Genomic DNA, 22,751 nt, shown 5'->3' on the forward strand with positions numbered 1-22,751 from the left:
CGGACGAGCGAAGTTTTTACAGGCCCGACTTAGGTCAGCCTACCTAGCAGCTCTGAGACCGTCAGTAGACTCGACCGGGGAAATTCGAGGAGCGATTCGAGGAACATGAGCAGCGCCACGAACGTCGATGCGACCGCCGTCAACACGATCGAGTGGCTCTCCGCCTCGGACACCACGATCGTCGTGCCGGTGTACCAGCGGCAGTACCGATGGGACATCGGAGGGTGCGAGCAGCTCCTCGGCGACATCCGCGCCGTCGCCGCCAGCGAGGACGGTCAGACGCACTTCATCGGGTCGATCCTGTCGACGGCGAGCACCACGGTCGATGACGACGCGCATCTCGTCCTCATCGACGGACAGCAGCGGGTGACGACACTGATGCTGCTCATCGCCGCTCTTCATCACACGCTCCGCACCGACGATCCGGCACTCGCGAAGGAGCTCGAAGCCGTCCTCGTGCGCCGCGACGATCCCCTCCGGACGAAGCTCCGTCCGCACCGGGCATGGGCGGACGTCTTCGAGAGCGTGGTCCTCGACCGCCGCTCCCCCGCCGACACCGACCGTACGTCACGGTTCGACGACAACTACGCGTTCTTCCGCAGCCAGATCCGTCCCGACGAAGCGGCGGGCATCTGGCGCGGTCTGCGCAAACTCGAGCACGTGTCGATCACCCTGGGCGCTGGCGCCAACGCCCAGCAGATCTTCGAGAGCCTCAACTCGACGAGTGAGCCCCTCCGCGACCACGAACTCATCCACAACTACGTCCTCATGGGACTCTCGCACGCCGAGCAGAGCGAGATCGAGAACGAGTACTGGCTCCCCCTCGAAGCGAACACCGGCGAGCAGATCGGCGCGTTCTGGAGGGACTACCTCGTCATGCTGACCGGCCGCGAGGTCCTCGTCGAAGGCGAGCGCGGTGTCTACGACGCGTTCCGGCACGAGTTCCCCCGCCTCGACCGCGCCACCCTCCTCGAGAACGCGACGCAGTGGCGGGAACTGTCGGAGATCTATCGGCTCCTGCTCGAACCCGCCACGGCGACGGATGCCGCCATCGCCCGCCACTTCGGGGCGATCAACGTCCTCGGTCGCGGCATGTACCCCATCGCGATGCGTCTGTACCGCGACCACCTGCGGGGTGAGCTGTCGGCATCCGATCTTTCCCTGGCTCTCACCCACGTGGAGTCGCTCCTGCTGCGCCGGACCGTCGTCGGCCTGCCGATCGACCGTCTCGTCGCCCGGTTCTGCCGGGCCGCGGACGAGGGCATGGAGTCCCTCGTCCTCGCGATCGCGCGCATCACGCCGTCCGACGAGCGCACGCGGGTCGGCCTCCGCTACGGCGAGCTGCCGCACGCGGCCTTCGTCCTCGAGCGACTCGCGGGGATCGACGCCGATGCGGGCCTCGTCCTCGATCACGTGCTGCCCGCGGCTCCCTCAGACGACTGGAGCGGCGACGGGGTCCGCCGATGGGCGGATCTCACCGACGACGAGCAGAACGCGCACCGGGCGCTCGTGAACACCCTCGGGAACCTCACGCTCCTCGAGGAGGACCTCGCGGACCGCGTGTTCGACGCGTCGTTCCCCGCGAAGCGCACGGCGTACGCGACGAGCTCGCTCCCGCTGACCCGTGAGGTGGCGGATTCCGCGGCGTGGTCGACGGCGCAGATCGCCGCGCGCACCGAGCAGTTGACCGCCCGTTTCATGGATGCCTGGCGCCGCCCCGCCGTCGTGGGCATCGACGACGACAACCTCACGCCGATCCTCGACGCCAAGAAGCGCCGCGGGTGGCCCCGTGGGTGGCAGCGGGAGTTCGACTACGTCGAGTACCGCGGTGAGCACTGGGACGTCCGGGACGTCCGCTACCTGTTCAACCGCGTCTTCGCCCGGCTGTGGGCGGACTCGCGTCAGAGCGTCGTGGATTACAGCGCCCGCCAGGGCGGCCCGGTGTATCCCGAGATGGCGTGGAACGGCCAGTGGGACGAGCTGGGCGAGGGTCAGTACCTTTACCTCGGGTGGGATTCCAAGTACATGCTCTCCGCGGTCCAGGGCGTGCTCGAAGAGGCCGGCTGGGCGTCGGAGGTCTTCGTGAAGTACTCCTACATCGGCGACGCGATGCGCTGAGACTCAATCGCCGTCGGCGCCGCCATCCGCCTCGGGTGCGGGATCGACCGGGATCTCGATCCAGGTCGCCGTCACGGGTGCCTGCGACAGCAGGTCGGGCGTCCACCCGCCGAGCGCCGGGCCCTCACCGAGACGGTCGACCGGGTTCGTCGGCTCCAGAGGTTCGGAGGGAAGACCGCCCCATTCCGACGGTTCTTCGGGTCGCTGCGTGAAGAGTCCCATGGGACCATTGTGCGCCTGCGCGGCGAGCCGCGACAGCTCTCGCAGGAAAAGCAAAACCCCCGCCGGAGCGGGGGTTTTTCATCTTGCTGGGGTACCTGGACTCGAACCAAGAACAACGGAACCAGAAACCGCCGTGTTGCCAATTACACCATACCCCACTGGATCCGGCCGGAACCGTTCCGAGGGTCAAGCTTAGCCCACGGCGCGGTCCCGGCCAAACCGAGGCATCAGCCGCGTGTCGCCCTCAGCTTCTCGAGGCGGGCGATCGACACGTCCTTGCCCAGGAGCTCCATCGACTCGAACAGCGGCGGCGAGACACGCCGGCCGCTGAGCGCGACGCGGGCAGGGCCGTACGCGACACGAGGCTTGAGCCCCAGTCCGTCGATGAGCGAGCCCGCGAGCGCCGCTTGGACGGCCTCCGCGTGGAACGCGTCGGCGGGCACACCCTCGAGAGCCTCGATGGATGCGGCGAGGACCTCCGCCGCGTTGGCGGGAAGCCCCTTGAGAGCGTCCTCGTCGTACGTCTCGACGTCGCGGAACAGGAAGCCGAGAAGGCCCGGTGCCTCACCGAGCATCTGCATGCGCTCCTGGACGAGCGGTGCGGCCTTGGCGAGCATCTCGCGCTGCGCGTCGGTGGGAGGCGTGCTGACGACGCCGGCGCCGACAAGGTAGGGCACCAGACGCGACGCGAAGTCGTCGGGCTCCAGCATCCGGATGTGGTCGCCGTTGATGGACTCGGCCTTCTTCTGGTCGAAACGGGCCGGGTTGGGGTTGACGTTCACGATGTCGAACGCCTCGATCAGCTCCTGACGCGTGAACACGTCGCGGTCGGAGGCGATGGACCAGCCGAGGAGGGAGAGGTAGTTGAGCAGACCCTCGTGGATGAAGCCCTTCTCGCGCTGCAGGAAGAGGTCGGCCTTCGGGTCGCGCTTGGAGAGCTTCTTGGTGCCCTCCTCCCCCAGCACCAGCGGCATGTGCGCGAAGCGCGGCACGAAGTCCGTCACGCCGGCGTCGATCAGTGCGCCGTACAGGGCGAGCTGGCGCGCCGTCGAGGGCATCAGGTCTTCGCCGCGGAGAACATGGGTGATTCCCATGAGCGCGTCGTCGACGGGGTTGGTGAACGTGTAGAGCGGGATGCCGCCGGCGCGGACCACCACGAAGTCGGGGAACGACCCGGCGGGGAAAGTGACCTCGCCGCGGATGAGGTCGACGTAGGTCACGTCCTCCTCGGGCACGCGCAGGCGCCAGGCGGGCTCGCGTCCCTCGGCGCGGAAGGCGGCCTTCTGCTCGTCGGTGAGTGTGCGGTCGTAGTTGTCGTACCCGAGCTGCTTCGCGCGGCCCGCCGCGGCGTTCCGAGCGTCGATCTCCTCGGCCGTCGAGTAGGACTCGTAGACGGCGCCCGAGGCGATGAGCTTGTCGAGGACCTCGCGGTAGATGTCGTGGCGCTGCGACTGGCGGTACGGCTCGTGCGGTCCACCCTTCTCCACGCCCTCGTCCCAGTCGATCTCGAGCCAGGTGAGCGCGTCGACGAGCTGACGGTAGCTCTCCTCGCTGTCGCGTGCCGCGTCGGTGTCCTCGACGCGGAAGATCATCTTGCCTCCGGTGTGCCGCGCGTACGCCCAGTTGAACAGGGCGGTGCGGACCATCCCGACATGCGGGAGGCCGGTCGGCGAGGGGCAGAAGCGGACGCGGACGTCCGAGCCGGAAGCGGTCGTGGTGAGGGGGTGCGGTGCAGTCGACATCACCGTCCAGTCTACGGCCGCGCCTTCGACCGGCCCGCTCGGTCAGCGACGCGCGTAGGGAGAGAGCACGGTGATCGCGATGACGACCGCGAGAGCGACGAGCGCGAGCCCGCCGTACCCGATGAGACTGAGGATGCCGCCGGCCAGCACGGACCCGATGGCCGCCGACAGCGTCATCGCCGTGTCGCTGCGCCCCTGCCGGCGAGGCCGGAGCTCGGTCGGCGTGGCCTCGGTCAGCAGCGCCGCGCCGCCCACCGTCGCCGCGCTCCACCCGAGTCCCAGGAGCAGGAGAGCGATGAGCACCGCGGTGGGCGAGTTCGGAGCGATCGCCGCGGTGACGAGCGACGCGGCGAGGATCGCCTGTCCGAGGAGGATCGTCTGCAGCCGACCCCAGCGATCCGCGAGGATGCCGAAGACCGGCGACAGGCCGTACATCCCGAACACGTGCAGGGCTATGGTGACGCCGACGATCGTGGTCACGTTCCGAGGGTCGAGGTGCGACAGGTGGACGGGGGTCATGGCCATGACCGACGCCATCGTCACGTGCGAGCCGGCCACGGCGAACACCGCGTAGCGGGCCACGATCGGTCGGTCCACTTCCGCGACGCGGGTCGCACCGGCATCCCTCGTGCGAGCGAGCTGCTGCGCGACCTTCAGGGGGTCGGGCCGGAGGGCGACGAGGTAGAGGATGAGGGCGAGCGTCTGCGCGACGATCGAGAACGCGTACGAGCCGGTGAGGGGCGGCATCCCGAGCCACTGACCGACCGCCTCGCCGGGCGTCAGCATGAGCGGGCCGACGACCCCGCCCACGGTCGTCGCCCACACCACGGTGCCGAGGTCGCGTCCGCGACGCCCCTGACCCGAGAGGTCGGTCGCCGCGAACCGGGACTGCAGGTTGCCCGCATTGCCGGCACCGATGAGGATGACGCCGACGAGGAGCAACGGAAAGAGGCGGAGCGCCGCCGCGGTGATGACGACCGCGATCCCGACGAGGGCCAGCAGGTTCCCGAGGGTCAGCGCACGCCGGCGCCCCTGCGCCGAGGCGAGTCGTGCGAGCGGGATCGCGCACAGGGCGGCACCGAGGGTGACGGATGCCGTCGCGAACCCCGACAGCGACTCCTCACCCGACAGGTCGGCCGCCAGCAGCGCCCCCAGTGAGACCGTCGAGCCGAAGGCGACGCCACCGAGGACCTGCCCCGCGGCGAGGACGCCGACCGTCCGCCGCTGGATGCGGGCAACGTCGGTGGAGGAGAGGGTGGGGTCTGTCCCGTCAGGCATTCCGCGCCGTGTTGCGCAGGATGCCGAGACCCGTGATCTCGACCTCGAGCACGTCACCGGCGTGGAACTCGCCGATCCCCGCCGGCGTGCCCGTGAGGATCACATCGCCCGGGAGGAGCGTGAAGGCCGCCGACGCATAGGCGATGATGTCGGGCACGGAGTGCACCATGTCGGAGATCGGACCGTCCTGACGGACCTCGCCGTTCACCCGGGAGACGATGCGCGCGCCGCCGTCGAGGTCGAACTCGGTCTCGATGATCGGACCCAGCGGGCAGAAGGTGTCGAAGCCCTTGGCACGCGACCATTGACCGTCGGAGCGCTGCAGGTCGCGCGCCGTGATGTCGTTGCCGATCGTGTAGCCGAAGACGTAGTCGAGGGCCTTCTCAGCGGGGACGTTCTTGGCGACGCGGCCGATGACCACCGCGAGCTCGCCCTCGTAATCGGTGCGCTCGGACTGCGGCGGGCGGACGACGGCGTCATCGGGACCGATGACCGACGTGTTCGGCTTCAGGAACAGCAGCGGTTCGCCGGGGGCCTCGCCGCCCATCTCGGCGGCGTGGTCCCGGTAGTTCTTGCCGACGCAGACCACCTTGGAGCGTGGGATGGACGGGGCGAGGAGGGTGATCTCGGCGAGAGGGATCCGCTCCCCCGTCGTCTCGAACCCGGCGAACATCGGGTCGCCGGCGAGCTCGACGACCTCCTTCTCGTCGATGATCCCGTAGCGGATGGCCTCGTTGCGGCGGTAACGGACGATGCGCACGGCTCAGCCGTCCAGCCGCGTCAGCCAGCCGTGCACGTCTTCGGCGCGACCGTACTGGATGTCGGTGAGGTGCTGACGGAGCTCGAGCGCGAGAGTGCCCGTGGGCTGCACATCCTCGAACCCGGACGCCTTCAGCGCTCCGATCGGGGTGACGACGGCGGCGGTTCCGCACGCGAACACCTCGACGATGTCACCCGAGGCGACGCCCTCGCGCCAGTCGGTCAGCGAGACGGGACGGCGCTCGACGCGGTGCCCGCGGTCCTCCGCGAGCTGCAGGATCGAGTTGCGGGTGATGCCGGCGAGGATCGATTCCGACTCGGGCGTCACGAGCGTCCCGTCCTTCATGACGAACACGACGTTCATGCCGCCGAGTTCTTCGACGTTGCCGTCCTCGTCCAGGAACACGACCTGGTCGCAGCCCTTCTCGTAGGCCTCGGCCTGAGGCAGGAGGCTCGCGGCGTAGTTGCCGCCGGTCTTCGCCGCTCCCGTGCCGCCCTTGCCGGCACGCGCGTAGTCCTCGCTCAGCCAGATCTTGACGGGGGTGACACCGCCCTTGAAGTAGGCGCCCGCGGGGCTGGCGATCACGTAGTAGGCGACCTTCTCGGCCGGGCGAACCCCGAGGAAGGCCTCCTTGGCGAACATGAACGGACGCAGGTACAGGCTCTGGTCGTCACCGGACGGAACCCAGGCGCCGTCGACGGCGATCAGCTCGCGGAGCGACTGCAGGAAGTACTCGGCGGGGAGTTCGGGCAGAGCCATCCGTCGCGCCGACCGCTGCAGGCGGGCGGCGTTCTCGTCGGGCCGGAACGTGTGGATGGAGCCGTCCGCGTGGCGGTACGCCTTGATGCCCTCGAAGATCTCCTGGCCGTAATGCAGCACGGAGGCCGCCGGCGACAGCGAGATGGGTCCGTAGGGCGAGACGCGCGGGCGGTGCCAGCCGCCCTTCGAGGACCAGCAGATGTCGACCATGTGGTCGGTGAAGTTCGTGCCGAACCCGGGGTTCGCGAGGATCTCCTCGCGGGCGGACGGCGACGCCGCAGCCAGGTTCTTCGTCACCGAGAAGGTGAGCGGGGCGGCGGTCGAGTCGGTGAGGGTCATGTCATTCCTGTTCCTCGCGCGGTGTCTGCGCGACGCGCATCCCCTCAGATTACGCCCGGAGGCGTGCGGTGATGGCGTCGCCGACCTGCGCGGTCGTGCGGGCGGAGCCGTCCCTCGCCTCGATGTCCTCTCGGGCCGCGCGGGTGACGCGCTGGGCCTCGTCACCCAGCCCGAGGTGCTCGAGCAGGAGGGCGACGGAAAGGATCGCGGCGGTGGGATCGGCGATCTGCTGTCCGGCGATGTCGGGCGCGGAACCGTGCACGGGCTCGAACATCGACGGGAACGCGCCGTCGGGGTTGATGTTCCCCGAAGCGGCGAGGCCGATGCCTCCGGTGACGGCGCCGGCCAAGTCGGTCAGGATGTCGCCGAAGAGGTTGTCGGTGACGATCACGTCGAAGCGGCCCGGGTTCGTGACCAGGAAGATCGTCGCCGCGTCGACGTGCAGGTAGTCTACGGCGACGCCGGGATGCTCCTGCGCGACCTCGTCGACGATCCGCTTCCACATCCCACCCGCGTGGACCAGCACGTTCGTCTTGTGGACGAGGGTGAGCTTCTGGCGACGCTTCTCGGCCTGCGCGAAGGCGAACCGGACGACCCGTTCGATGCCGAACGCCGTGTTGACCGACGTCTCGTTCGCGATCTCGTGCGGGGTCCCCGTGCGGATGGAACCGCCGTTGCCGACGTACGGCCCCTCGGTCCCCTCACGGACGACGACGAAGTCGATGTCTCCGGGATCAGCGAGCGGTCCGGACGCCCCCGGGTACAACACCGACGGGCGGAGGTTGACGTAGTGGTCCAGGGCGAATCGGAGCTTGAGGAGGAGGCCCCGCTCGATGTTCGCGTCCTTCAGGCGCGGGTCGCCCGGCATCCCGCCGACGGCCCCGAGGAGGATCGCGTCGTGCGACGCGATGGCAGCGAGGTCCTCGTCGGTGAGCGTGTCGCCCGTCTCGAGGTAGCGCGCGGCGCCCAGCGAGAATCGGGTCTTCTCGAAGGCGACATCGGCACCGTCCGTCACGGCGTCGAGGACCTTCTCGGCCTCTGCGACGACCTCCGGACCGATGCCGTCTCCGGGGATGACGGCCAGCTTCACGACGCGCGACATCGCTCTCCTCGTTGTCGGGGTGGACCGCGCGTCGTCAGTGCTCGACGTGCGCGGTGCGGGTCCCCTTCAGCGTAGTGGCCGCGATCACGGCGGCGCAGACGACCAGCACCGCCCCGATGATCGAGGTGACTCCGACGCCGGAATCGAAAGCGGATGCCGCGGCCTCGAGCACGCGCTCGCCGAGACCCGCCGGCAGCCCGTCGGCGGCGGTGACCGCTCCGCCCAGGGTCTCGCGCGCCGCTGCCGCCGTCTCAGCGGGCACCCCGTCGGGCAGCACGATCCCGGAACGGTACAGCGCGGTGAGGATGCCGCCCAGCACCGCCGTGCCGAGAACGGCCCCGAGTTCGTAGGCCGTCTCGGACACGGCACTCGCCGCGCCCGCCTTGGCCGGCGGAGCCGTCGCCAAGATCAGCTCGTTCGACACGGTCTCGGCCGCGCCGATACCGAGGCCGAGCAGCCCGAAGGCGGCGATGAGCGTGCCGAGGGCCGCGGCATCCGTCGACATCGCGATGATGAGATACGCCGCGACAGACAGCGACAGCGCCACCGGCACGACGACGCGCGGCGATACCCGGCGCGAGACCGGGACGACCGTGAGCCCCGAGACGATCATCAGCACGAGCCCGGGGACGAGCGCGAGGCCCGCCTGCAGCGGGCTCAGCCCGACGATGAGCTGCAGGTGCTGCGTCACGAAGTACAGGAACCCGACGAGGGCGACGACGCTCAAGAGGTTGACGAGGAGCGCGCCGGTGAACGCGCCCGTCCGGAACAGTCGCATGTCGAGCATCGGCGCGTCGGACCGGAGCTGACGACGCACGAAGATCAGCCCGAACGCCAGACCCGCGACCACGAGGACGACCGGCAGGATGCCCGGACCGTGAACGGCGAACTCCTTGATGGCGTAAACGATCGGCACCATGGTCGCCATGCTGAGGGCGATGCTGACGGGGTCGATGCGGCCCGGCTTCGGGTCACGACTCTCGGGGACCAGGATCGGCGCGAGGACGAGCAGCGGGATGAGGACGGGGACCGCGAGGAGGAACACCGACCCCCACGCGAAGTGCTCCAGCAGGAGTCCTCCGACGATGGGTCCGAGAGCGGAGCCCGCAGAGAACATCGACGCCCACACCGCGATCGCGAGTCGGCGCTGGTCGCGGTCGGTGAAGATGCTCCGCAGCAGCGACATCGTCGACGGCATGAGCATGGCACCGAAGAACCCCATGGCGGCGCGGGCGGCGATCAGGAGCTCGGACGAGGGGGCGAAGGCAGCGACGGCGGAGATGCCCGCGAAGCCGGTCGCTCCGATCATGAGCAGCCGGCGGCGTCCGAATCGGTCCCCGAGGGATCCCATCGTGACGAGGAGCCCTGCCAGCACGAGCGGGTAGACGTCGATGATCCAGAGCTGCTGCGCGCTCGTGGGGGTCAGGTCGCGTGCGATCTCGGGCAGCGCGAAGCTCAACACCGTGTTGTCCACCGACACCAGCAGCACCGGCAGCATGAGCACCGCCAGCGCAGCCCAGCCGCGCCACCCCTGTCGCACACCCGCCGCGTCGGCGACGCGGATCTCTTCCGTCAACGTCATGATTTATACACCGTCCAGCCGGTATAGTAACAGAGTCGACCGACGAGAGGGAAGAGACGTGAGCAGACCACCGCGGGCGCGAGAGAGCGTGCTGGACGCGTTCGAGGCCGCCTTGATCGACGGCGGTGCCCGCGGCGCGACGATGGATGCCGTCGCCGCAGCGGCGGGCGTCTCGAAGGGCGGTCTGCTCTACCACTACGCCTCGAAGGAAGCGCTCGAGTCGGCGCTCATCGAGCGGATGCGGCGCCTCGTCGACCTGGACGTCGAGGAGATGCTGCGCTCCCCCGACGGGATCGTGGCGGTGTTCGTCCGCACGTCCGTGCAGTCCGACACCCCGCTCGACCGCGCGATCGTCGCCACGTCACGTCTGGCGCAGACGGGCCACGACGCGGCGTCCGTCGCCCTCCGTGACGCGCGACGCGTCTGGGAGGATGCGCTCCGTCCCCACACTCGCGACGAGAGCGCGCTGCAGCTCGTCCTGCTCGTGAGCGACGGGCTCTACTTCAACAGCGCGCTCGCCACGCAGGGCGTCCCGGGCCCCATCCCGCAGGGCGACGACCTCGACGCGCTCATCGCGCTCGTCGAGCGCGCGGCACGCTGACCCGCTCCCCTGTCACGAACGACCGCCGCACGCGGCGTGATGCGACAGGGGAACGAGGGATGCCGGTGCGTCAGACCTCGGTGAGCTCGATCTGGCGGAACAGGTCGGCCTGGACCGAAGCGCGGAGCTCGTCGAGCATCGGCTCGGGGATCGGCGAATCGACGGTCAGGACCGACAGTGCGCGGCCGCTCGCGTCGGGCCGCGCGACCTGGAGCCCCGCGATGTTGATGCCCGCTTCGCCGAGCTTCTGACCATAGATCGCGACGATGCCGGGCCGGTCGGCGTAGCGCATCACGACGTGGTACCGGTTGATCGGCACCTCGACCTCGTAGCCGTTGATGCCGACGACCTTCGGCACCATGCGCGTGCCCGCGAGGGTGCCCTCCACGGTGAGCACCGTGCCGTCGGACAGCGTGCCGCGGAGGATCGTGATGTTCCGGTATAGCGGGCTCTCGGACTCGACGATCAGTCGGGTCTCGATGCCGCGCTGCTCGGCGAACAGCGGCGCGTTCACGTAGGAGACGTTCTCGCTCACGATGTTCGTGAAGATGCCCTTCAGCGCCGCCAGGCGGTAGACGCTGACGTCGTAGTCGGCGAGCTCTCCGCGGACCTCGATGTCGAGGCTCGTGAGGGCGCTGGGCGCGAGCCCCGTGAAGATCTGACCCAGCTGCTCGACGAGCGCGATGCCGGGACGCACGAACGGGTCGATCACGCCGCCGGCGACGTTCACGGCGTCCGGGACCAGGTCGCCTTCGAGCGCGAGCTTGACGGACTTCGCGACCGAGACACCCGCCTTCTCCTGAGCCTCTTCGGTCGAGGCGCCCAGGTGGGGCGTGACGATGACGTTCGGCAGGGACAGCAGGGGGAACGCCGTGCCGTCCTCCTTCGGCGGCTCGCTCGTGAAGACATCGAGTCCAGCGCCGGCGATCTGGCCGGTGGTGAGCGCCGTGTGCAGCGCCTCTTCGTCGATGAGACCACCGCGGGCGACGTTCACGACGTACGCCGTATCCTTCATCATCTCGAACTGCGCGGCGCCGATCATGCCGGTCGTCTCGGGGGTCTTCGGCATGTGGATCGTGACGAAGTCGCTGGTCTTCAGCAGCTCGTCGAGCCCGAGGAGCTGCACGCCCAGCTGCTGCGCGCGGGTCGGCGTGACGTAGGGGTCGTACGCGACGACCGAGACGCCGAACGCCTGCAGTCGAGCGGCGATGAGGGCGCCGATGCGGCCGAGGCCGATGATGCCGACCGTCTTCTCGAACAGCTCGGTGCCCGTGAAGGAGGAGCGCTTCCACGCGCCGGCCGCGAGCGAGGCGTGGGCCGCCGGGATGTGGCGCGCGAGGCTCAGGATGTGACCGACGGTGAGTTCGGCCGCGGAGATGATGTTCGACGTCGGGGCGTTGACCACCATGACGCCCGCGCTCGTGGCGGACTTGATGTCGACGTTGTCGAGACCGACGCCGGCACGGGCGATGACCTTGAGCGACGGAGCCGCGGCGATCGCCTCGGCATCCATCTTCGTTGCGGAACGGATGAGGACGGCGTCCGCATCGGCGAGGGCCGGGAGGAGGGCGGCACGGTCGGCACCGTCCACGGATCGGACGTCGAAATCGGGGCCCAGGGCCTCGATCGTGGCGGGAGAGAGTTCTTCGGCGATCAGGACGACAGGCTTGGGCACGGCAGACCTTCGGGTACGCGAGTGTGGATCGCCACGCGGCCGGCCGGGCTGGGACCGACGACGGTACGCGGCACGGCCAGCCTAGCGAATCCGACCGCACGGCCCCGACCGTGTGACGGACCTCAGGAGCCGAAGAGCGAGTTGCCGTTCGTGATCGCGAACGTGAGGACGTTGAGCCAGAAGACGCCGACCAGCCCGAGCCCCACGAGCAGAATCGCGGCGAGGTGCAGCAGCGGACGCCGACGGCCGAGGACCACCCCCGCGACGAAGACGATGATCGGGAAGACGACCGGGAAGAGGAGGAAGGCCCAGCCGGCGCCGGTGAGACCCTCGACCGCGGTGGCCTGCGCGACGAGGAAGGCCACAGCGGTCCACACGGCGTAGGCGTAGAAGAGCCCGAACACGCCGGCGACCGTGGCCCGCAGCCACGACGGTGCGCGGCGAACGGTGGGGGAAGACGTCGTCACGGGGTCACACTCCGCTCACGAAGGGCCAGGGCACGAGCAGGAACGCACCGACGATGAGCCACACGAAGCGCACCCACGTCGCCGAGGCGCGCGTGAGGAGCATCGACACCCCGAACCAGAGGACGGGAGCCGCGACCGCCGCCCATTGCGCCGGGACGACAGCCCAGGGCGCGAGGAACGCCGAGATCACGAGCGCCGTACGAGCGCCACCCAGCGCCCAGCCGACCGTGTACAGCAGGTAGATCCCGCCGAGGAGACCGAGCGTGACGAGCGCGACGTTCCCGAGGGATGCCGGCGGTCCCGCCTCGGCGCGGTCCTCCCCCGCCCCCTGCTCCTCTGCCGGCGGCACGGGATCCTGCTCGGCCGCCGGAGCGGCCGGCTGCGGCGCACTCCCCTTCCCGACCGCGCGGAAGCCGCGCGGCAGGGACGTCTCGCTCCGCTCGGGGCGGGGTGGACGGGTCGGCGAATCGTCGCCCTCCCAGCGGAAGGCGTCCTCGTCGTCTCGGGGCTCGGAAGGCACGGATCGAGTCTACCGACGCCGAAGGCCCGACCCCTTGTAAGGGCCGGGCCTCCGTGGCTCATATCAAGCCGGTCTCGGCGGATGCGCCGAGGGCGGGATGCCGAGGGTCAGCGCGCGGCGGAGCCTTCGGTGTAGTCCGAGTCCTGCTGCTTCCACGCGAAGAGGGCGCGCAGGTCCTTGCCGACGGCCTCGATCGGGTGTGCGGCGGCCTTGGCACGGAGCTCTTGGAACTCCACGGCGCCGTTGTCCTGGTCGTCGATGAAGCGCTTGGCGAAGGCACCCGATTGGATGTCGCCGAGGACGGCCTTCATGTTCTCCTTGACGCTCGGGTCGATGACGCGCGGGCCAGAGACGTAGTCGCCGTACTCCGCCGTGTCGGAGACCGACCAACGCTGCTTGGCGATGCCGCCCTCCCACATGAGGTCGACGATGAGCTTCAGCTCGTGGAGCACCTCGAAGTAGGCGATCTCGGGCTGGTAGCCCGCTTCGGAGAGAGTCTCGAAGCCGTACTGGACCAGCTGCGACACGCCACCGCAGAGGACGGCCTGCTCGCCGAACAGGTCGGTCTCGGTCTCTTCGGTGAAGGTCGTCTTGATGACGCCCGCACGGGTTCCGCCGATGGCCTTCGCGTACGAGAGCGCGACGCTCCAGGCCTGGCCCGAGGCGTCCTTCTCGACGGCGATGATGTCGGGGATGCCGCGGCCCGCGACGAACTCGCGCCGCACCGTGTGGCCGGGGGCCTTCGGGGCGACCAGGATGACGTCGACGTCGTCGGGGACCTCGATGTAGCCGAAGCGCACGTTAAAGCCGTGCGCGAAGGCGAGCGTCTTGCCGGCCGCGAGGTGAGGCTTGATCTCGTCGTTGAAGATGCCGCGCTGGTGCTGGTCGGGCGCGAGGATCATGATGAGGTCGGCCCACTCGGCAGCATCCGCGACGGACTTCACCTCGAAGCCGTCCTCTTCGGCCTTCGGAGCGGACTTCGAGCCGTCCTTGAGGGCGATGACGGCCTCGACGCCGGAGTCGCGGAGGTTCTGGGCGTGGGCGTGGCCCTGCGAGCCATACCCGACGATGGCGACCTTCTTGCCCTGGATGAGCGAGATGTCGGCGTCGGCGTCGTAGAGGATCTCAGCCATGTTCGTGTGTGTCTCCTTGTAGATGTCGGTAGAGAAGTTGTGGGGTCAGCCGCGCAGGACGCGCTCGGTGATGCTCTTGCCGCCGCGGCCGATGGCGACCATGCCGGACTGCGCGAGCTCCTTCACACCGAAGGGCTCGAGCGCCCTGAGGAAGGCGTCGACCTTGCCGCGATCGCCGGTCACCTCGACCACGAGGGCGTCGGTCGCATAGTCGACGACGGACGCGCGGAAGAGGTTGACGACCTCGATGACGTTCGAGCGCGTCTGGTTGTCGGCGCGGACCTTGACGAGCATGTGCTCGCGCTGGACCGAGGTCGAGTAGTCGAGCTCGACGATCTTGATGACGTTCACGAGCTTGTTCAGCTGCTTCGTCACCTGCTCGAGCGGCAGCTCCTCGACGTCGACGACGACCGTGATGCGGGAGAGCCCCGGCACCTCGGTGACGCCCACGGCGAGCGAGTCGATGTTGAAGCCACGTCGGGCGAACAGGCCCGCCACGCGCGTCAGCAGACCGGGCTTGTCCTCCACGAGGAGGCTCAGGACGTGCTTGCTCATCGTCAGTCCCCCTGCTCGAATGCCGGCGCGTGTTCGCGCGCGTACTGGATGTAGCTGTTGCTGACGCCCTGCGGCACCATCGGCCACACCATCGCGTCGGCGCTCACGACGAAGTCGATGACGACGGGACGGTCGTTGGTCTCCAGTGCCAGCTGGATGGCGGCATCCACGTCCTCGGCCTTCTCGACCCGGATGCCGAGGCAGCCGTACGCCTCGGCGAGCTTGACGAAGTCCGGGATGCGGATGCTGTCGTGACCCGTGTTGAGGTCGGTGTTCGAGTGGCGGCCGTCGTAGAAGAGGGTCTGCCACTGGCGCACCATGCCGAGGGACGAGTTGTTGATGATCGCGACCTTGATCGGGATGTTGTTGATCGCGCAGGTGGCGAGTTCCTGATTGGTCATCTGGAAGCAGCCGTCGCCGTCGATCGCCCACACCGCCCGGTCGGGCTGGGCGACCTTCGCCCCCATCGCGGCGGGGACGGCGTAGCCCATCGTCCCGGCGCCGCCGGAGTTCAGCCACGCGTTGGGGCGCTCGTAGCCGATGAACTGCGCGGCCCACATCTGGTGCTGACCGACACCCGAGGCGAACACGCCCTCGGGTCCGGTGATCTCGCCGATGCGCTGGATCACGTGCTGCGGCGACATCAGACCGTCCGTCGTCGGCGCGTAGCCGAGCGGGAACTCGGTCCGGAGGCCGTCGAGGTACGACCACCACTCCGAGATGTCCGACCCCTCGACTCCGGCGAACGCGGCATCGAGGTCGACGAGGACGTCCTTCAGGTCGCCCACGATCGGAACGTCTGCGGCGCGGATCTTGCCGATCTCGGCGGGGTCGATGTCGACGTGGATCACCTTGGCGTCGGGGGCGAACAGCGCCGCCTTGCCGGTGACACGGTCGTCGAACCGTGCGCCGAGTGCGATGAGCAGGTCGGATTCCTGGAGCGCGAGGACGGCCGGAACCGTGCCGTGCATGCCCGGCATGCCGAGCTGCTGCGGGTGGGAGTCGGGGAACGCTCCCCGTGCCATGAGGGTCGTGACGACAGGGGCTCCGGTGGCCTCCGCGAAACGGCGGAGCTCAGCGGCAGCTCCCGCGCGGACCACGCCGCCGCCGACGTACAGGACGGGCTTCTTGGCCTCGGAGATGAGCTGCGCCGCGGCCTGGATCTGCTTGCCGTGGGCTTTCGTCACCGGCCGGTACCCGGGGAGGTCGACCTTCGGCGGCCAGATGAAAGGCGCCTTGGCCTGCTGCGCGTCCTTCGTGATGTCGACGAGGACGGGGCCTGGGCGACCGGTCGAGGCGATCTCGAACGCCGCGGCGATCGCGCCGGGGATCTCGGCGGGGTCCTTCACGAGGAACGAGTGCTTCGTGATCGGCATGGTGATGCCCACGATGTCGGCCTCCTGGAAGGCATCCGTCCCCATCAGGGTCGAGTACACCTGCCCGGTGATGCAGACGATCGGCATCGAGTCCATGTAGGCGTCCGCGATCGCGGTGACGAGGTTGGTCGCGCCCGGGCCGGAGGTCGCGATCGCGACGCCGACACGACCGGATGCCGCGGCGTACCCCTCGGCGGCGTGACCGGCGCCCTGCTCGTGACGGACCAGGATGTGGCGGAGGTCCGTGGAGTCCATCAGGGGGTCGTAGACCTCGATGATGGCTCCACCCGGGAGGCCGAAGACGTCGGTGACGCCCAAGAGCTCCAGTGAGCGGACGACGGCCTGCGCTCCGGTGAGCACGGGGTGGGACGCGCCTCCGGCGGGTGGCCGGGGCACAGCGGCAACGGTGTCAGAAGACATGAGAGAGACCTCTGTGGTGATGGATGACGAGTGTGTGGGGCCTAGCCCGTCGTCGCGCCCTCCGCAGCGGAGCGCACGAGCTTCGAGTACTTGGCCAACACGCCACGGGTATAGCGCGGGGGAAGGGGCTCCCAGCCCTCACGGCGGGAGTTCAGCTCAGCTTCGTCGACGAGTAGGTCGAGAGAACGAGCCGCGATATCGACCCGTATCAGATCACCATCGCGCACGAAGGCGATGGGACCAGCGTCCACCGCTTCGGGTGCTATGTGGCCGATGCACAGGCCGGTTGTGCCGCCTGAGAATCGTCCGTCCGTCAACAGTAGTACATCTTTTCCGAGGCCAGCGCCCTTGATGGCGGCGGTCACCGCGAGCATCTCGCGCATGCCCGGACCGCCCTTGGGCCCCTCGTATCGGATGACGACGACGTCGCCGGCGGCGATGCGTCCCTCCTCGAGGGCGTCCATCGCGGCGCGCTCGCGTTCGAACACCCGGGCGGGTCCCTCGAAGACGGCGGCATCGAACCCCGCGGTCTTCACAACGGCACCTTCGGGCGCCATCGAGCCGTGCAGGATCGTGATGCCGCCGGTCGCGTGGATCGGGTCGTCGAAGGTGTGGATGACGGTGCCGTCGATCGGGTCCGGGTCGAGGTCGCGCAGGTTCTCGGCGAGCGTCTTGCCCGTGACGGTGAGCGCATCGCCGTGCAGGAGGCCCTCGTCGAGCATGGCCTTCATGATGACCGGGATGCCGCCGTGCCGGTCGACGTCGTTCATGACGTAGGTGCCGAACGGCTTCATGTCGGCCACGTGCGGGACCTTGTCGCCGATGCGGTTGAAGTCGTGGAGCGTCAGGTCGACCTCGGCCTCGCGCGCGATGGCGAGCAGGTGCAGGACGACGTTCGTCGAACCGCCGAGGGCCATCGCGAGCGCGATCGCGTTCTCGAAGGACTCCTTCGTGAGGATGTCGCGGGTCGTGATGCCCTGGCGGAGCAGGTTGACGACGGCCTCGCCGGAGCGGTGGGCGAAGTAGTCGCGGCGACGGTCGGCGGAGGGCGGCGCCGCGGAGCCGGGAAGACTGAGCCCCAGAGCCTCGGCGACCGATGCCATCGTGTTGGCGGTGTACATGCCGCCGCATGCGCCCTCGCCGGGCGCGATCGCGCACTCGATGCGCTTGAGGTCGGCCTCGCTCATCTTGCCGGCCAGGCACGCCCCGACCGCCTCGAAGGAGTCGATGATCGTGACGTCCTTCTCGGTGCCGTCGCTGAGCTTGACCCAGCCCGGCGCGATCGAGCCCGCGTAGAGGAAGACGCTCGAGAGGTCGAGGCGGGCGGAGGCCATGAGCATGCCGGGGATCGACTTGTCGCAGCCGGCGAGCAGGACCGAGCCGTCGAGGCGCTCGGCCATCATGACCGTCTCGACCGAGTCGGCGATGACCTCACGGCTCACGAGGGAGAAGTGCATGCCCTCGTGGCCCATGGAGATGCCGTCCGAGACCGAGATGGTGCCGAACTGGAGGGGGTAACCGCCTCCGGCGTGCACGCCTTCTTTGGCTCCCTGCGCGAGCCGGTCGAGGCTCAGGTTGCAGGGCGTGATCTCGTTCCAGCTCGAGGCGATGCCGATCTGGGGCTTGTCCCAGTCCTCGTCGCCCATGCCGACCGCGCGGAGCATTCCGCGGGACGTCGTGGCTTCGATGCCGTCGGTGACCGCGCGACTGCGGGGCTTGATGTCGATGTTCTCGTCGGGAGAGGGCATTCTCGAAGTCTATTGCCGCGAAGCGACGCGCTCGTGTGCGACAGTCGACAGCACTGCGGCGAGTTCTTCGATGTCTGCCACACGGACGGATGCCGCGGTCTCCCCCGCACCGACACGGATGCCGAGATCGTCGGGTCCGAGCGAGCGGAGGGCGTCCTCATCGGTCAGGTCGTCCCCGGCGAAGACGACGGCGGTCGCGCCGACGACCTCGCGGAGGTGGGAGACGGCGGCATCCTTCCCGGCGTCGGTGAACGCGTACTCGACGATGTCGTGGCCCTGACGCCGGCGCCAGTGCGGGGCGGCATCCGCCATCAGCGCCTCGACGGATGCCCGGAGCCGCTCCGCAGCGGCCGCGTCGGTCACGGTCCGCAGGTGCACCCCGAAGCCGAACGTCTTCGGTTCGATCCAGGAGCCGGGGGCTCCCTCGGCCAGCTTCTCGACGTCAGCTCGCAGCCGGTCCCGCACCTCGATGTCGGCGGGGTCCAGGGCCTCGTCCGCGGGCGCGCCGGGGATGAGGTACTCCGCACCGTGCGAGCCGGCCAGCAGAATCGGCGAGTCGTCGGAGTGCTCGGCGATGATCCGCAGGTCGCCGAGCGACCGGCCCGACACGAACGCCACGGCGGTGTCGGGCGCCGCGAGCAGCGCCTCGACGGCGGAGCGGGCCGCCGGAGCCATCCGCGCGCTCATCGGGTCGTCGACGAGCGGCGACAGGGTTCCGTCGAAGTCCAGCGCGACCAGCAGCCGATGGGCACGTGCGATGTCGGTGAGATCGGTCACGGGTGTTCCTTCCGGGCGGCGTTCAGATCCGAGATGAACCTCTCCGACCATTTCGCGACGTCGTTCTCACGGACCCGACGGCGAAGAGCCCGCATCCGGCGGTCCTTCTCCTTCTGCGGCATGTCGATCGCCTGCATGATGGCGTCCTTCAGTCCGGTGATGTCGTGCGGATTCACCTTGATGGCCTGCGTGAGCTCGTCGGCCGCCCCGGTGAACTCGCTGAGCACCAGCGCCCCGCCGCCGTCGACGCGACTCGCGACGTATTCCTTGGCGACGAGGTTCATGCCGTCGCGGAGAGCCGTGACCAGCATGACGTCCGCCGCGAGGAAGAGCGCGACCATCTCCTCGCGCGGGTACGAGTGGTGGAGGTATTGGATCGCGCTGTAGCCGAGTTCATCGGCATCGCCGTTGATGCGCCCGACGGTGAGCTCGATCTCGTCGCGGAGCTCCATGTAGGTCTGCACGCGCTCGCGGCTGGGACTCGCGACCTGGACGAGGATGACGTCGTGCACCGACAGGCGGCCGTCCGCCAGCAGTTCGCCGTACGCCTTCAGCCGGTGTCGGATGCCCTTCGTGTAGTCGAGCCGGTCGACGCCCAGCAGGATCGCCTTCGGGTTGCCGAGACTCGAGCGGATCTCCTCGGCCCGAGCCCGGATGTCGGGACGCTTCGCGAGCTCCTCGTACTCGGCCGCGTCGATCGAGATCGGATAGGCGCGGGCGACGGCGGTCCTGACGCCCCCGTCTTCCGTCGGGACGGCGATCGCGCCGGCCTTGGTGTCGAACCCCAATTGGCGGCGCACGGCACGAGCGAAGTTCCCGGCATCCGCCACCCGCTGGAAGCCGATGACGTCCGCACCGAGCAGGCCCTCGAGGACCTGGCGTCGCCACGGCAGCTGCGCGTACAGGCCGTATGCGGGGAACGGAATGTGGTGGAAGTAGCCGACGGTCAGGTCGGGACGGAGCTCGCGGAGGAGCTTCGGGACGAGTTGCAACTGGTAGTCGTGGACCCAGACCGTCGCGCCCTCGGCGGCGTGGGTCGACGCCGCCTCCGCGAATCGCTTGTTGACCCTGACGTAGGCGTCCCACCACGTGCGGTGATACGTCGGCGCCGCGATGACGTCGTGGTAGAGCGGCCAGATCGTGTCGTTCGAGAAGCCCTCGTAGTAGAGCTGCATGTCGTCGGCCGACAGCGTGACGGGGACGAGCTGGAGGCCGTCGAACTCGAACGGCTCGAGCTCCATGTCCGCTTGTCCCGGCCAGCCGACCCAGGCACCGTGGGTGCTCCGCATCACGGGATCGAGCGCCGTCACGAGGCCGCCGGGCGAGCGCCGCCAGGGTTCGTTCTCGTCGTCCGTCCGGTCGACCGGAAGGCGGTTGGACACGACGACGAAGTCAGAAGCCACGGTCACGCTGTTCCTCTCGATGGATGACTTCAGGCTAACAACCGCCACGCCATGCGTCGGGCGCACTAGCGTGGGTGGTATGCGCAAATACCTGTTCGGAACCGGTCTTCTCTCGGCCCTCACAGGAGGCGTCACTCTCTTGCGCTCCGCGCGCAGCCCCGAGCCGTTCACCTGGCGCACCGCGCTCGCCTGGCTCAGCTGGGGCATCACCCTCGCTCTCGCGGTCGGATCGGTCGTCGACACCCGTCGCGCGTCGCGCGGCAAGCTCATCCCGATGGACTCGCCGCGCGACGGCGAGAAGAAGAAGCTGCTGAAGCGCCGCCTCTCGCGCTGATCTTCCGTTAGCGGGTCAGGATGAGCGCCTCGCCCTGACCGCCACCGCCGCACAGGCCCACCGCGGCCGTGCCACTCCCCCGTCGCTGGAGCTCACGCACGGCGTGGACGACTAGGCGCGCACCGGACGCTCCGATCGGATGCCCGATGGCGATCCCGCCACCGTGGACGTTGACGATCGACTCGTCGATGCCGAGTTCCCGCTGCGATTGGGCGACCACGGCGCCGAAGGCCTCGTTGATCTCGACCAGGTCCAGAGCGGATGCCGCGATGCCCTGACGTCCGAGCGCCTGCGCGATCGCGCGCGCGGGCTGGGAGTGCAGGGAGTTGTCGGGTCCGGCTACCTGACCCGCCGCACCGACCGTCGCGAGAATCGCCCACCCCTCCGCTTCGGCGCGGGACCGCGTGGTCACGACGACCGCGGCGGCGCCGTCGGAGATCGGCGAGGCGTTGCCTGCCGTGATGTCGCCGTCGGTGGAGAACGCGGGGCGCAGCCGGGCCAGGGTCTCGACGGTGGTGTCCGGGCGGACGCCTTCATCGGCGACCACACGGACCGGGTCGCCTCGCCGCTGCGGCACCTCGACGGGGACGATCTCGTCGTCGAAGACACCCTGCTCGGCCGCGGCAGCGGCACGCTGGTGGGACAGCGCGGCGACGTGGTCCTGCGCCTCGCGCGTGAGCCCGAGCGCGGGGTTGTGCTGCTCGGTCGACAGACCCATCGAGATCCCCTCCGCGGCGTCGGTGAGACCGTCGAAGGCCATGTGGTCGAGCACCTCGACCGAGCCGTACGTCCAGCCGTCGCGTGAGCCGGTGAGGAGGTGGGGCGCGCGCGACATCGACTCCATCCCGCCGGCGACGACGACCGCGGCATCCCCGGAAGCGACCAGCCGCTTCGCATCGATGATGGCGGTGAGTCCCGACAGGCAGACCTTGTTGACAGCGGATGCCGGGACGTCCCACCCGATGCCGGCGCCGAGAGCCGCCTGCCTCGCCGGATTCTGGCCCGACCCGGCCGGGAGCACCTGGCCCATGATCACGGCGTCGACCGCGGTGGGATCCACTCCGCTGCGCTCCAGCGCACCGCGGATCGCGATGGCCCCCAGCTGCGGGGCGGACAGGGACGACAGGGCGCCCATGAGCTTGCCCTGCGGCGTCCGGGCGGCACCGACGATCACGATCTCTTCACTCATGACTCCACCTTCGCATCGCTCGGGACGATCAGTTCGGGCTCCGTCGCCTCGCGGACCTCGGACACGCTCACTCCGGGCGCCGTCTCGACGAGAACGAGCCCGCGCGGCGTGACGTCGATGACAGCGAGGTCGGTGATGATGCGATCGACCACCCCGCGGCCCGTGAGGGGAAGCGAGCACTCGGCGACGATCTTCGGCGACCCGTCGCGAGCGACGTGCTCCATCAGGACGATGACGCGTCCGGCACCGTGGACCAGGTCCATGGCCCCGCCGGGCCCCTTGACCATCTTCCCCGGGATCATCCAGTTCGCCAGGTCTCCGGCGGCGGACACCTGCATCGCACCGAGGATGGCGGCGTCGATCTTGCCGCCCCGGATCATGCCGAAGCTGAGCGCGGAGTCGAAGAAGGCCGCTCCCGGAAGGGTCGTCACCGTCTCCTTGCCCGCATTGATCAGGTCGGGGTCGACGTCGGCCTCCCGCGGGTACGGACCGACGCCGAGGATCCCGTTCTCGGATTGGAGGACGACGGTGACGCCTTCCGGGACGTGGTTGGGCACGAGGGTGGGCAACCCGATGCCGAGGTTCACATAGGAGCCGTCGCTGAGCTCCGCGGCAGCACGGGCCGCCATCTCATTCCTGGTCAGCGCCATG

General features: G+C 69.2%; 21 protein-coding genes and 1 tRNA gene. 3 read left to right on the top strand and 19 right to left on the bottom strand.

The window, feature by feature from the left end; all coding sequences use genetic code 11:
- Positions 1-105 precede the first annotated feature (105 nt).
- On the top strand, positions 106-2,118 hold the full coding sequence (locus BLR68_RS00670; RefSeq protein ID WP_018188085.1) for a DUF262 domain-containing protein: 2,013 nt from the start codon (positions 106-108) through the stop codon (positions 2,116-2,118).
- 3 nt (positions 2,119-2,121) lie between these two features.
- Here BLR68_RS00670 and BLR68_RS00675 read toward each other — a convergent pair whose 3' ends face one another.
- The 8 genes from BLR68_RS00675 to BLR68_RS00710 form a co-directional block, all read right to left on the bottom strand.
- Positions 2,122-2,340 (bottom strand): hypothetical protein, encoded by a 219-nt coding sequence (locus BLR68_RS00675; RefSeq protein WP_020097183.1) that lies wholly within the window; start codon positions 2,338-2,340, stop codon positions 2,122-2,124.
- An 86-nt stretch (positions 2,341-2,426) separates the two neighbouring features.
- Positions 2,427-2,498, bottom strand: a tRNA-Gln gene (locus BLR68_RS00680).
- 69 nt (positions 2,499-2,567) lie between these two features.
- Positions 2,568-4,082: a glutamate--tRNA ligase gene (gene gltX / locus BLR68_RS00685; protein WP_018188087.1), complete on the bottom strand. Its 1,515-nt coding sequence runs from the start codon at positions 4,080-4,082 to the stop codon at positions 2,568-2,570.
- A gap of 42 nt (positions 4,083-4,124) precedes the next feature.
- Complete coding sequence (locus tag BLR68_RS00690) at positions 4,125-5,360, bottom strand: MFS transporter (protein WP_018188088.1); 1,236 nt, start codon at positions 5,358-5,360, stop codon at positions 4,125-4,127.
- Positions 5,353-6,120 (bottom strand): fumarylacetoacetate hydrolase family protein, encoded by a 768-nt coding sequence (locus BLR68_RS00695; protein WP_018188089.1) that lies wholly within the window; start codon positions 6,118-6,120, stop codon positions 5,353-5,355. Before BLR68_RS00695 ends, BLR68_RS00690 begins: the two co-directional genes overlap by 8 nt.
- A gap of 3 nt (positions 6,121-6,123) precedes the next feature.
- Positions 6,124-7,218: a branched-chain amino acid aminotransferase gene (locus BLR68_RS00700; RefSeq protein WP_018188090.1), complete on the bottom strand. Its 1,095-nt coding sequence runs from the start codon at positions 7,216-7,218 to the stop codon at positions 6,124-6,126.
- A gap of 49 nt (positions 7,219-7,267) precedes the next feature.
- A complete protein-coding gene (locus BLR68_RS00705; protein WP_018188091.1) occupies positions 7,268-8,320 on the bottom strand; it encodes a 3-isopropylmalate dehydrogenase in 1,053 nt (350 codons plus the stop codon).
- A gap of 34 nt (positions 8,321-8,354) precedes the next feature.
- Positions 8,355-9,902 carry an MFS transporter gene (locus BLR68_RS00710; protein WP_018188092.1) on the bottom strand — a complete coding sequence of 516 codons (1,548 nt, stop codon included), beginning with the start codon at positions 9,900-9,902 and terminating at the stop codon, positions 8,355-8,357.
- 58 nt (positions 9,903-9,960) lie between these two features.
- Between BLR68_RS00710 and BLR68_RS00715 the strand changes: the two genes are divergently transcribed.
- Positions 9,961-10,503 (top strand): TetR/AcrR family transcriptional regulator, encoded by a 543-nt coding sequence (locus tag BLR68_RS00715; RefSeq protein ID WP_026302971.1) that lies wholly within the window; start codon positions 9,961-9,963, stop codon positions 10,501-10,503.
- 70 nt (positions 10,504-10,573) lie between these two features.
- Here BLR68_RS00715 and serA read toward each other — a convergent pair whose 3' ends face one another.
- The 9 genes from serA to BLR68_RS00760 all read right to left on the bottom strand — a co-directional run bounded on the left by serA (position 10,574) and on the right by BLR68_RS00760 (position 20,583).
- Positions 10,574-12,178 (bottom strand): phosphoglycerate dehydrogenase, encoded by a 1,605-nt coding sequence (gene serA, locus BLR68_RS00720; RefSeq protein ID WP_018188094.1) that lies wholly within the window; start codon positions 12,176-12,178, stop codon positions 10,574-10,576.
- A gap of 122 nt (positions 12,179-12,300) precedes the next feature.
- Positions 12,301-12,645: a hypothetical protein gene (locus BLR68_RS00725; RefSeq protein ID WP_018188095.1), complete on the bottom strand. Its 345-nt coding sequence runs from the start codon at positions 12,643-12,645 to the stop codon at positions 12,301-12,303.
- Between the two features lie 4 nt (positions 12,646-12,649).
- Positions 12,650-13,165, bottom strand: coding sequence for a hypothetical protein (locus tag BLR68_RS00730; protein ID WP_018188096.1), 516 nt, complete (start codon positions 13,163-13,165; stop codon positions 12,650-12,652).
- Between the two features lie 107 nt (positions 13,166-13,272).
- Entirely contained in the window at positions 13,273-14,298 is a 1,026-nt protein-coding gene (gene ilvC / locus BLR68_RS00735; RefSeq protein ID WP_018188097.1) for a ketol-acid reductoisomerase, read from the bottom strand.
- Between the two features lie 45 nt (positions 14,299-14,343).
- Positions 14,344-14,853, bottom strand: coding sequence for an acetolactate synthase small subunit (gene ilvN / locus BLR68_RS00740; RefSeq protein WP_018188098.1), 510 nt, complete (start codon positions 14,851-14,853; stop codon positions 14,344-14,346).
- Positions 14,854-14,855: 2 nt separating this feature from the next.
- Positions 14,856-16,649, bottom strand: a complete 1,794-nt coding sequence (locus BLR68_RS00745) for an acetolactate synthase large subunit (protein ID WP_026302972.1) — start codon at positions 16,647-16,649, stop codon at positions 14,856-14,858.
- Between the two features lie 41 nt (positions 16,650-16,690).
- Positions 16,691-18,397, bottom strand: a complete 1,707-nt coding sequence (gene ilvD / locus BLR68_RS00750; protein ID WP_018188100.1) for a dihydroxy-acid dehydratase — start codon at positions 18,395-18,397, stop codon at positions 16,691-16,693.
- A gap of 9 nt (positions 18,398-18,406) precedes the next feature.
- Positions 18,407-19,174, bottom strand: a complete 768-nt coding sequence (gene otsB, locus BLR68_RS00755; protein WP_018188101.1) for a trehalose-phosphatase — start codon at positions 19,172-19,174, stop codon at positions 18,407-18,409.
- Positions 19,171-20,583, bottom strand: coding sequence for an alpha,alpha-trehalose-phosphate synthase (UDP-forming) (locus BLR68_RS00760; RefSeq protein ID WP_018188102.1), 1,413 nt, complete (start codon positions 20,581-20,583; stop codon positions 19,171-19,173). The genes otsB and BLR68_RS00760 overlap by 4 nt, the downstream gene beginning before the upstream one ends.
- A gap of 73 nt (positions 20,584-20,656) precedes the next feature.
- Here BLR68_RS00760 and BLR68_RS00765 point away from each other — a divergent pair, with 73 nt between their 5' ends.
- Positions 20,657-20,911, top strand: a complete 255-nt coding sequence (locus BLR68_RS00765) for a hypothetical protein (RefSeq protein WP_018188103.1) — start codon at positions 20,657-20,659, stop codon at positions 20,909-20,911.
- Between the two features lie 7 nt (positions 20,912-20,918).
- Here the strand turns inward: BLR68_RS00765 and BLR68_RS00770 are convergent, their stop codons facing one another.
- Positions 20,919-22,100 (bottom strand): acetyl-CoA C-acetyltransferase, encoded by a 1,182-nt coding sequence (locus BLR68_RS00770; protein ID WP_018188104.1) that lies wholly within the window; start codon positions 22,098-22,100, stop codon positions 20,919-20,921.
- Entirely contained in the window at positions 22,097-22,750 is a 654-nt protein-coding gene (locus BLR68_RS00775) for a CoA transferase subunit B (RefSeq protein WP_026302973.1), read from the bottom strand. The genes BLR68_RS00770 and BLR68_RS00775 overlap by 4 nt, the downstream gene beginning before the upstream one ends.
- Between the last annotated feature and the right edge of the window lies 1 nt (position 22,751).

The sequence above is a fragment of the Microbacterium sp. 77mftsu3.1 genome (assembly GCF_900100525.1).
GTDB lineage: Bacteria > Actinomycetota > Actinomycetes > Actinomycetales > Microbacteriaceae > Microbacterium > Microbacterium aquilitoris.

Bases quoted from the DNA above. Each gene is read 5' to 3' on its own strand.
- BLR68_RS00670 (WP_018188085.1), top strand. From the start codon at position 106: ATGAGCAGCGCCACGAACGTCGATGCGACCGCCGTCAACACGATCGAG.
- ilvN (WP_018188098.1), bottom strand. From the start codon at position 14,853: ATGAGCAAGCACGTCCTGAGCCTCCTCGTGGAGGACAAGCCCGGTCTG.
- BLR68_RS00775 (WP_026302973.1), bottom strand. From the start codon at position 22,750: ATGGCGCTGACCAGGAATGAGATGGCGGCCCGTGCTGCCGCGGAGCTC.
- ilvC (WP_018188097.1), bottom strand. From the start codon at position 14,298: ATGGCTGAGATCCTCTACGACGCCGACGCCGACATCTCGCTCATCCAG.
- BLR68_RS00700 (WP_018188090.1), bottom strand. From the start codon at position 7,218: ATGACCCTCACCGACTCGACCGCCGCCCCGCTCACCTTCTCGGTGACG.
- BLR68_RS00765 (WP_018188103.1), top strand. From the start codon at position 20,657: ATGCGCAAATACCTGTTCGGAACCGGTCTTCTCTCGGCCCTCACAGGA.
- BLR68_RS00710 (WP_018188092.1), bottom strand. From the start codon at position 9,902: ATGACGTTGACGGAAGAGATCCGCGTCGCCGACGCGGCGGGTGTGCGA.
- ilvD (WP_018188100.1), bottom strand. From the start codon at position 18,397: ATGCCCTCTCCCGACGAGAACATCGACATCAAGCCCCGCAGTCGCGCG.
- BLR68_RS00705 (WP_018188091.1), bottom strand. From the start codon at position 8,320: ATGTCGCGCGTCGTGAAGCTGGCCGTCATCCCCGGAGACGGCATCGGT.
- gltX (WP_018188087.1), bottom strand. From the start codon at position 4,082: ATGTCGACTGCACCGCACCCCCTCACCACGACCGCTTCCGGCTCGGAC.
- BLR68_RS00770 (WP_018188104.1), bottom strand. From the start codon at position 22,100: ATGAGTGAAGAGATCGTGATCGTCGGTGCCGCCCGGACGCCGCAGGGC.
- BLR68_RS00690 (WP_018188088.1), bottom strand. From the start codon at position 5,360: ATGCCTGACGGGACAGACCCCACCCTCTCCTCCACCGACGTTGCCCGC.
- BLR68_RS00745 (WP_026302972.1), bottom strand. From the start codon at position 16,649: ATGTCTTCTGACACCGTTGCCGCTGTGCCCCGGCCACCCGCCGGAGGC.
- BLR68_RS00675 (WP_020097183.1), bottom strand. From the start codon at position 2,340: ATGGGACTCTTCACGCAGCGACCCGAAGAACCGTCGGAATGGGGCGGT.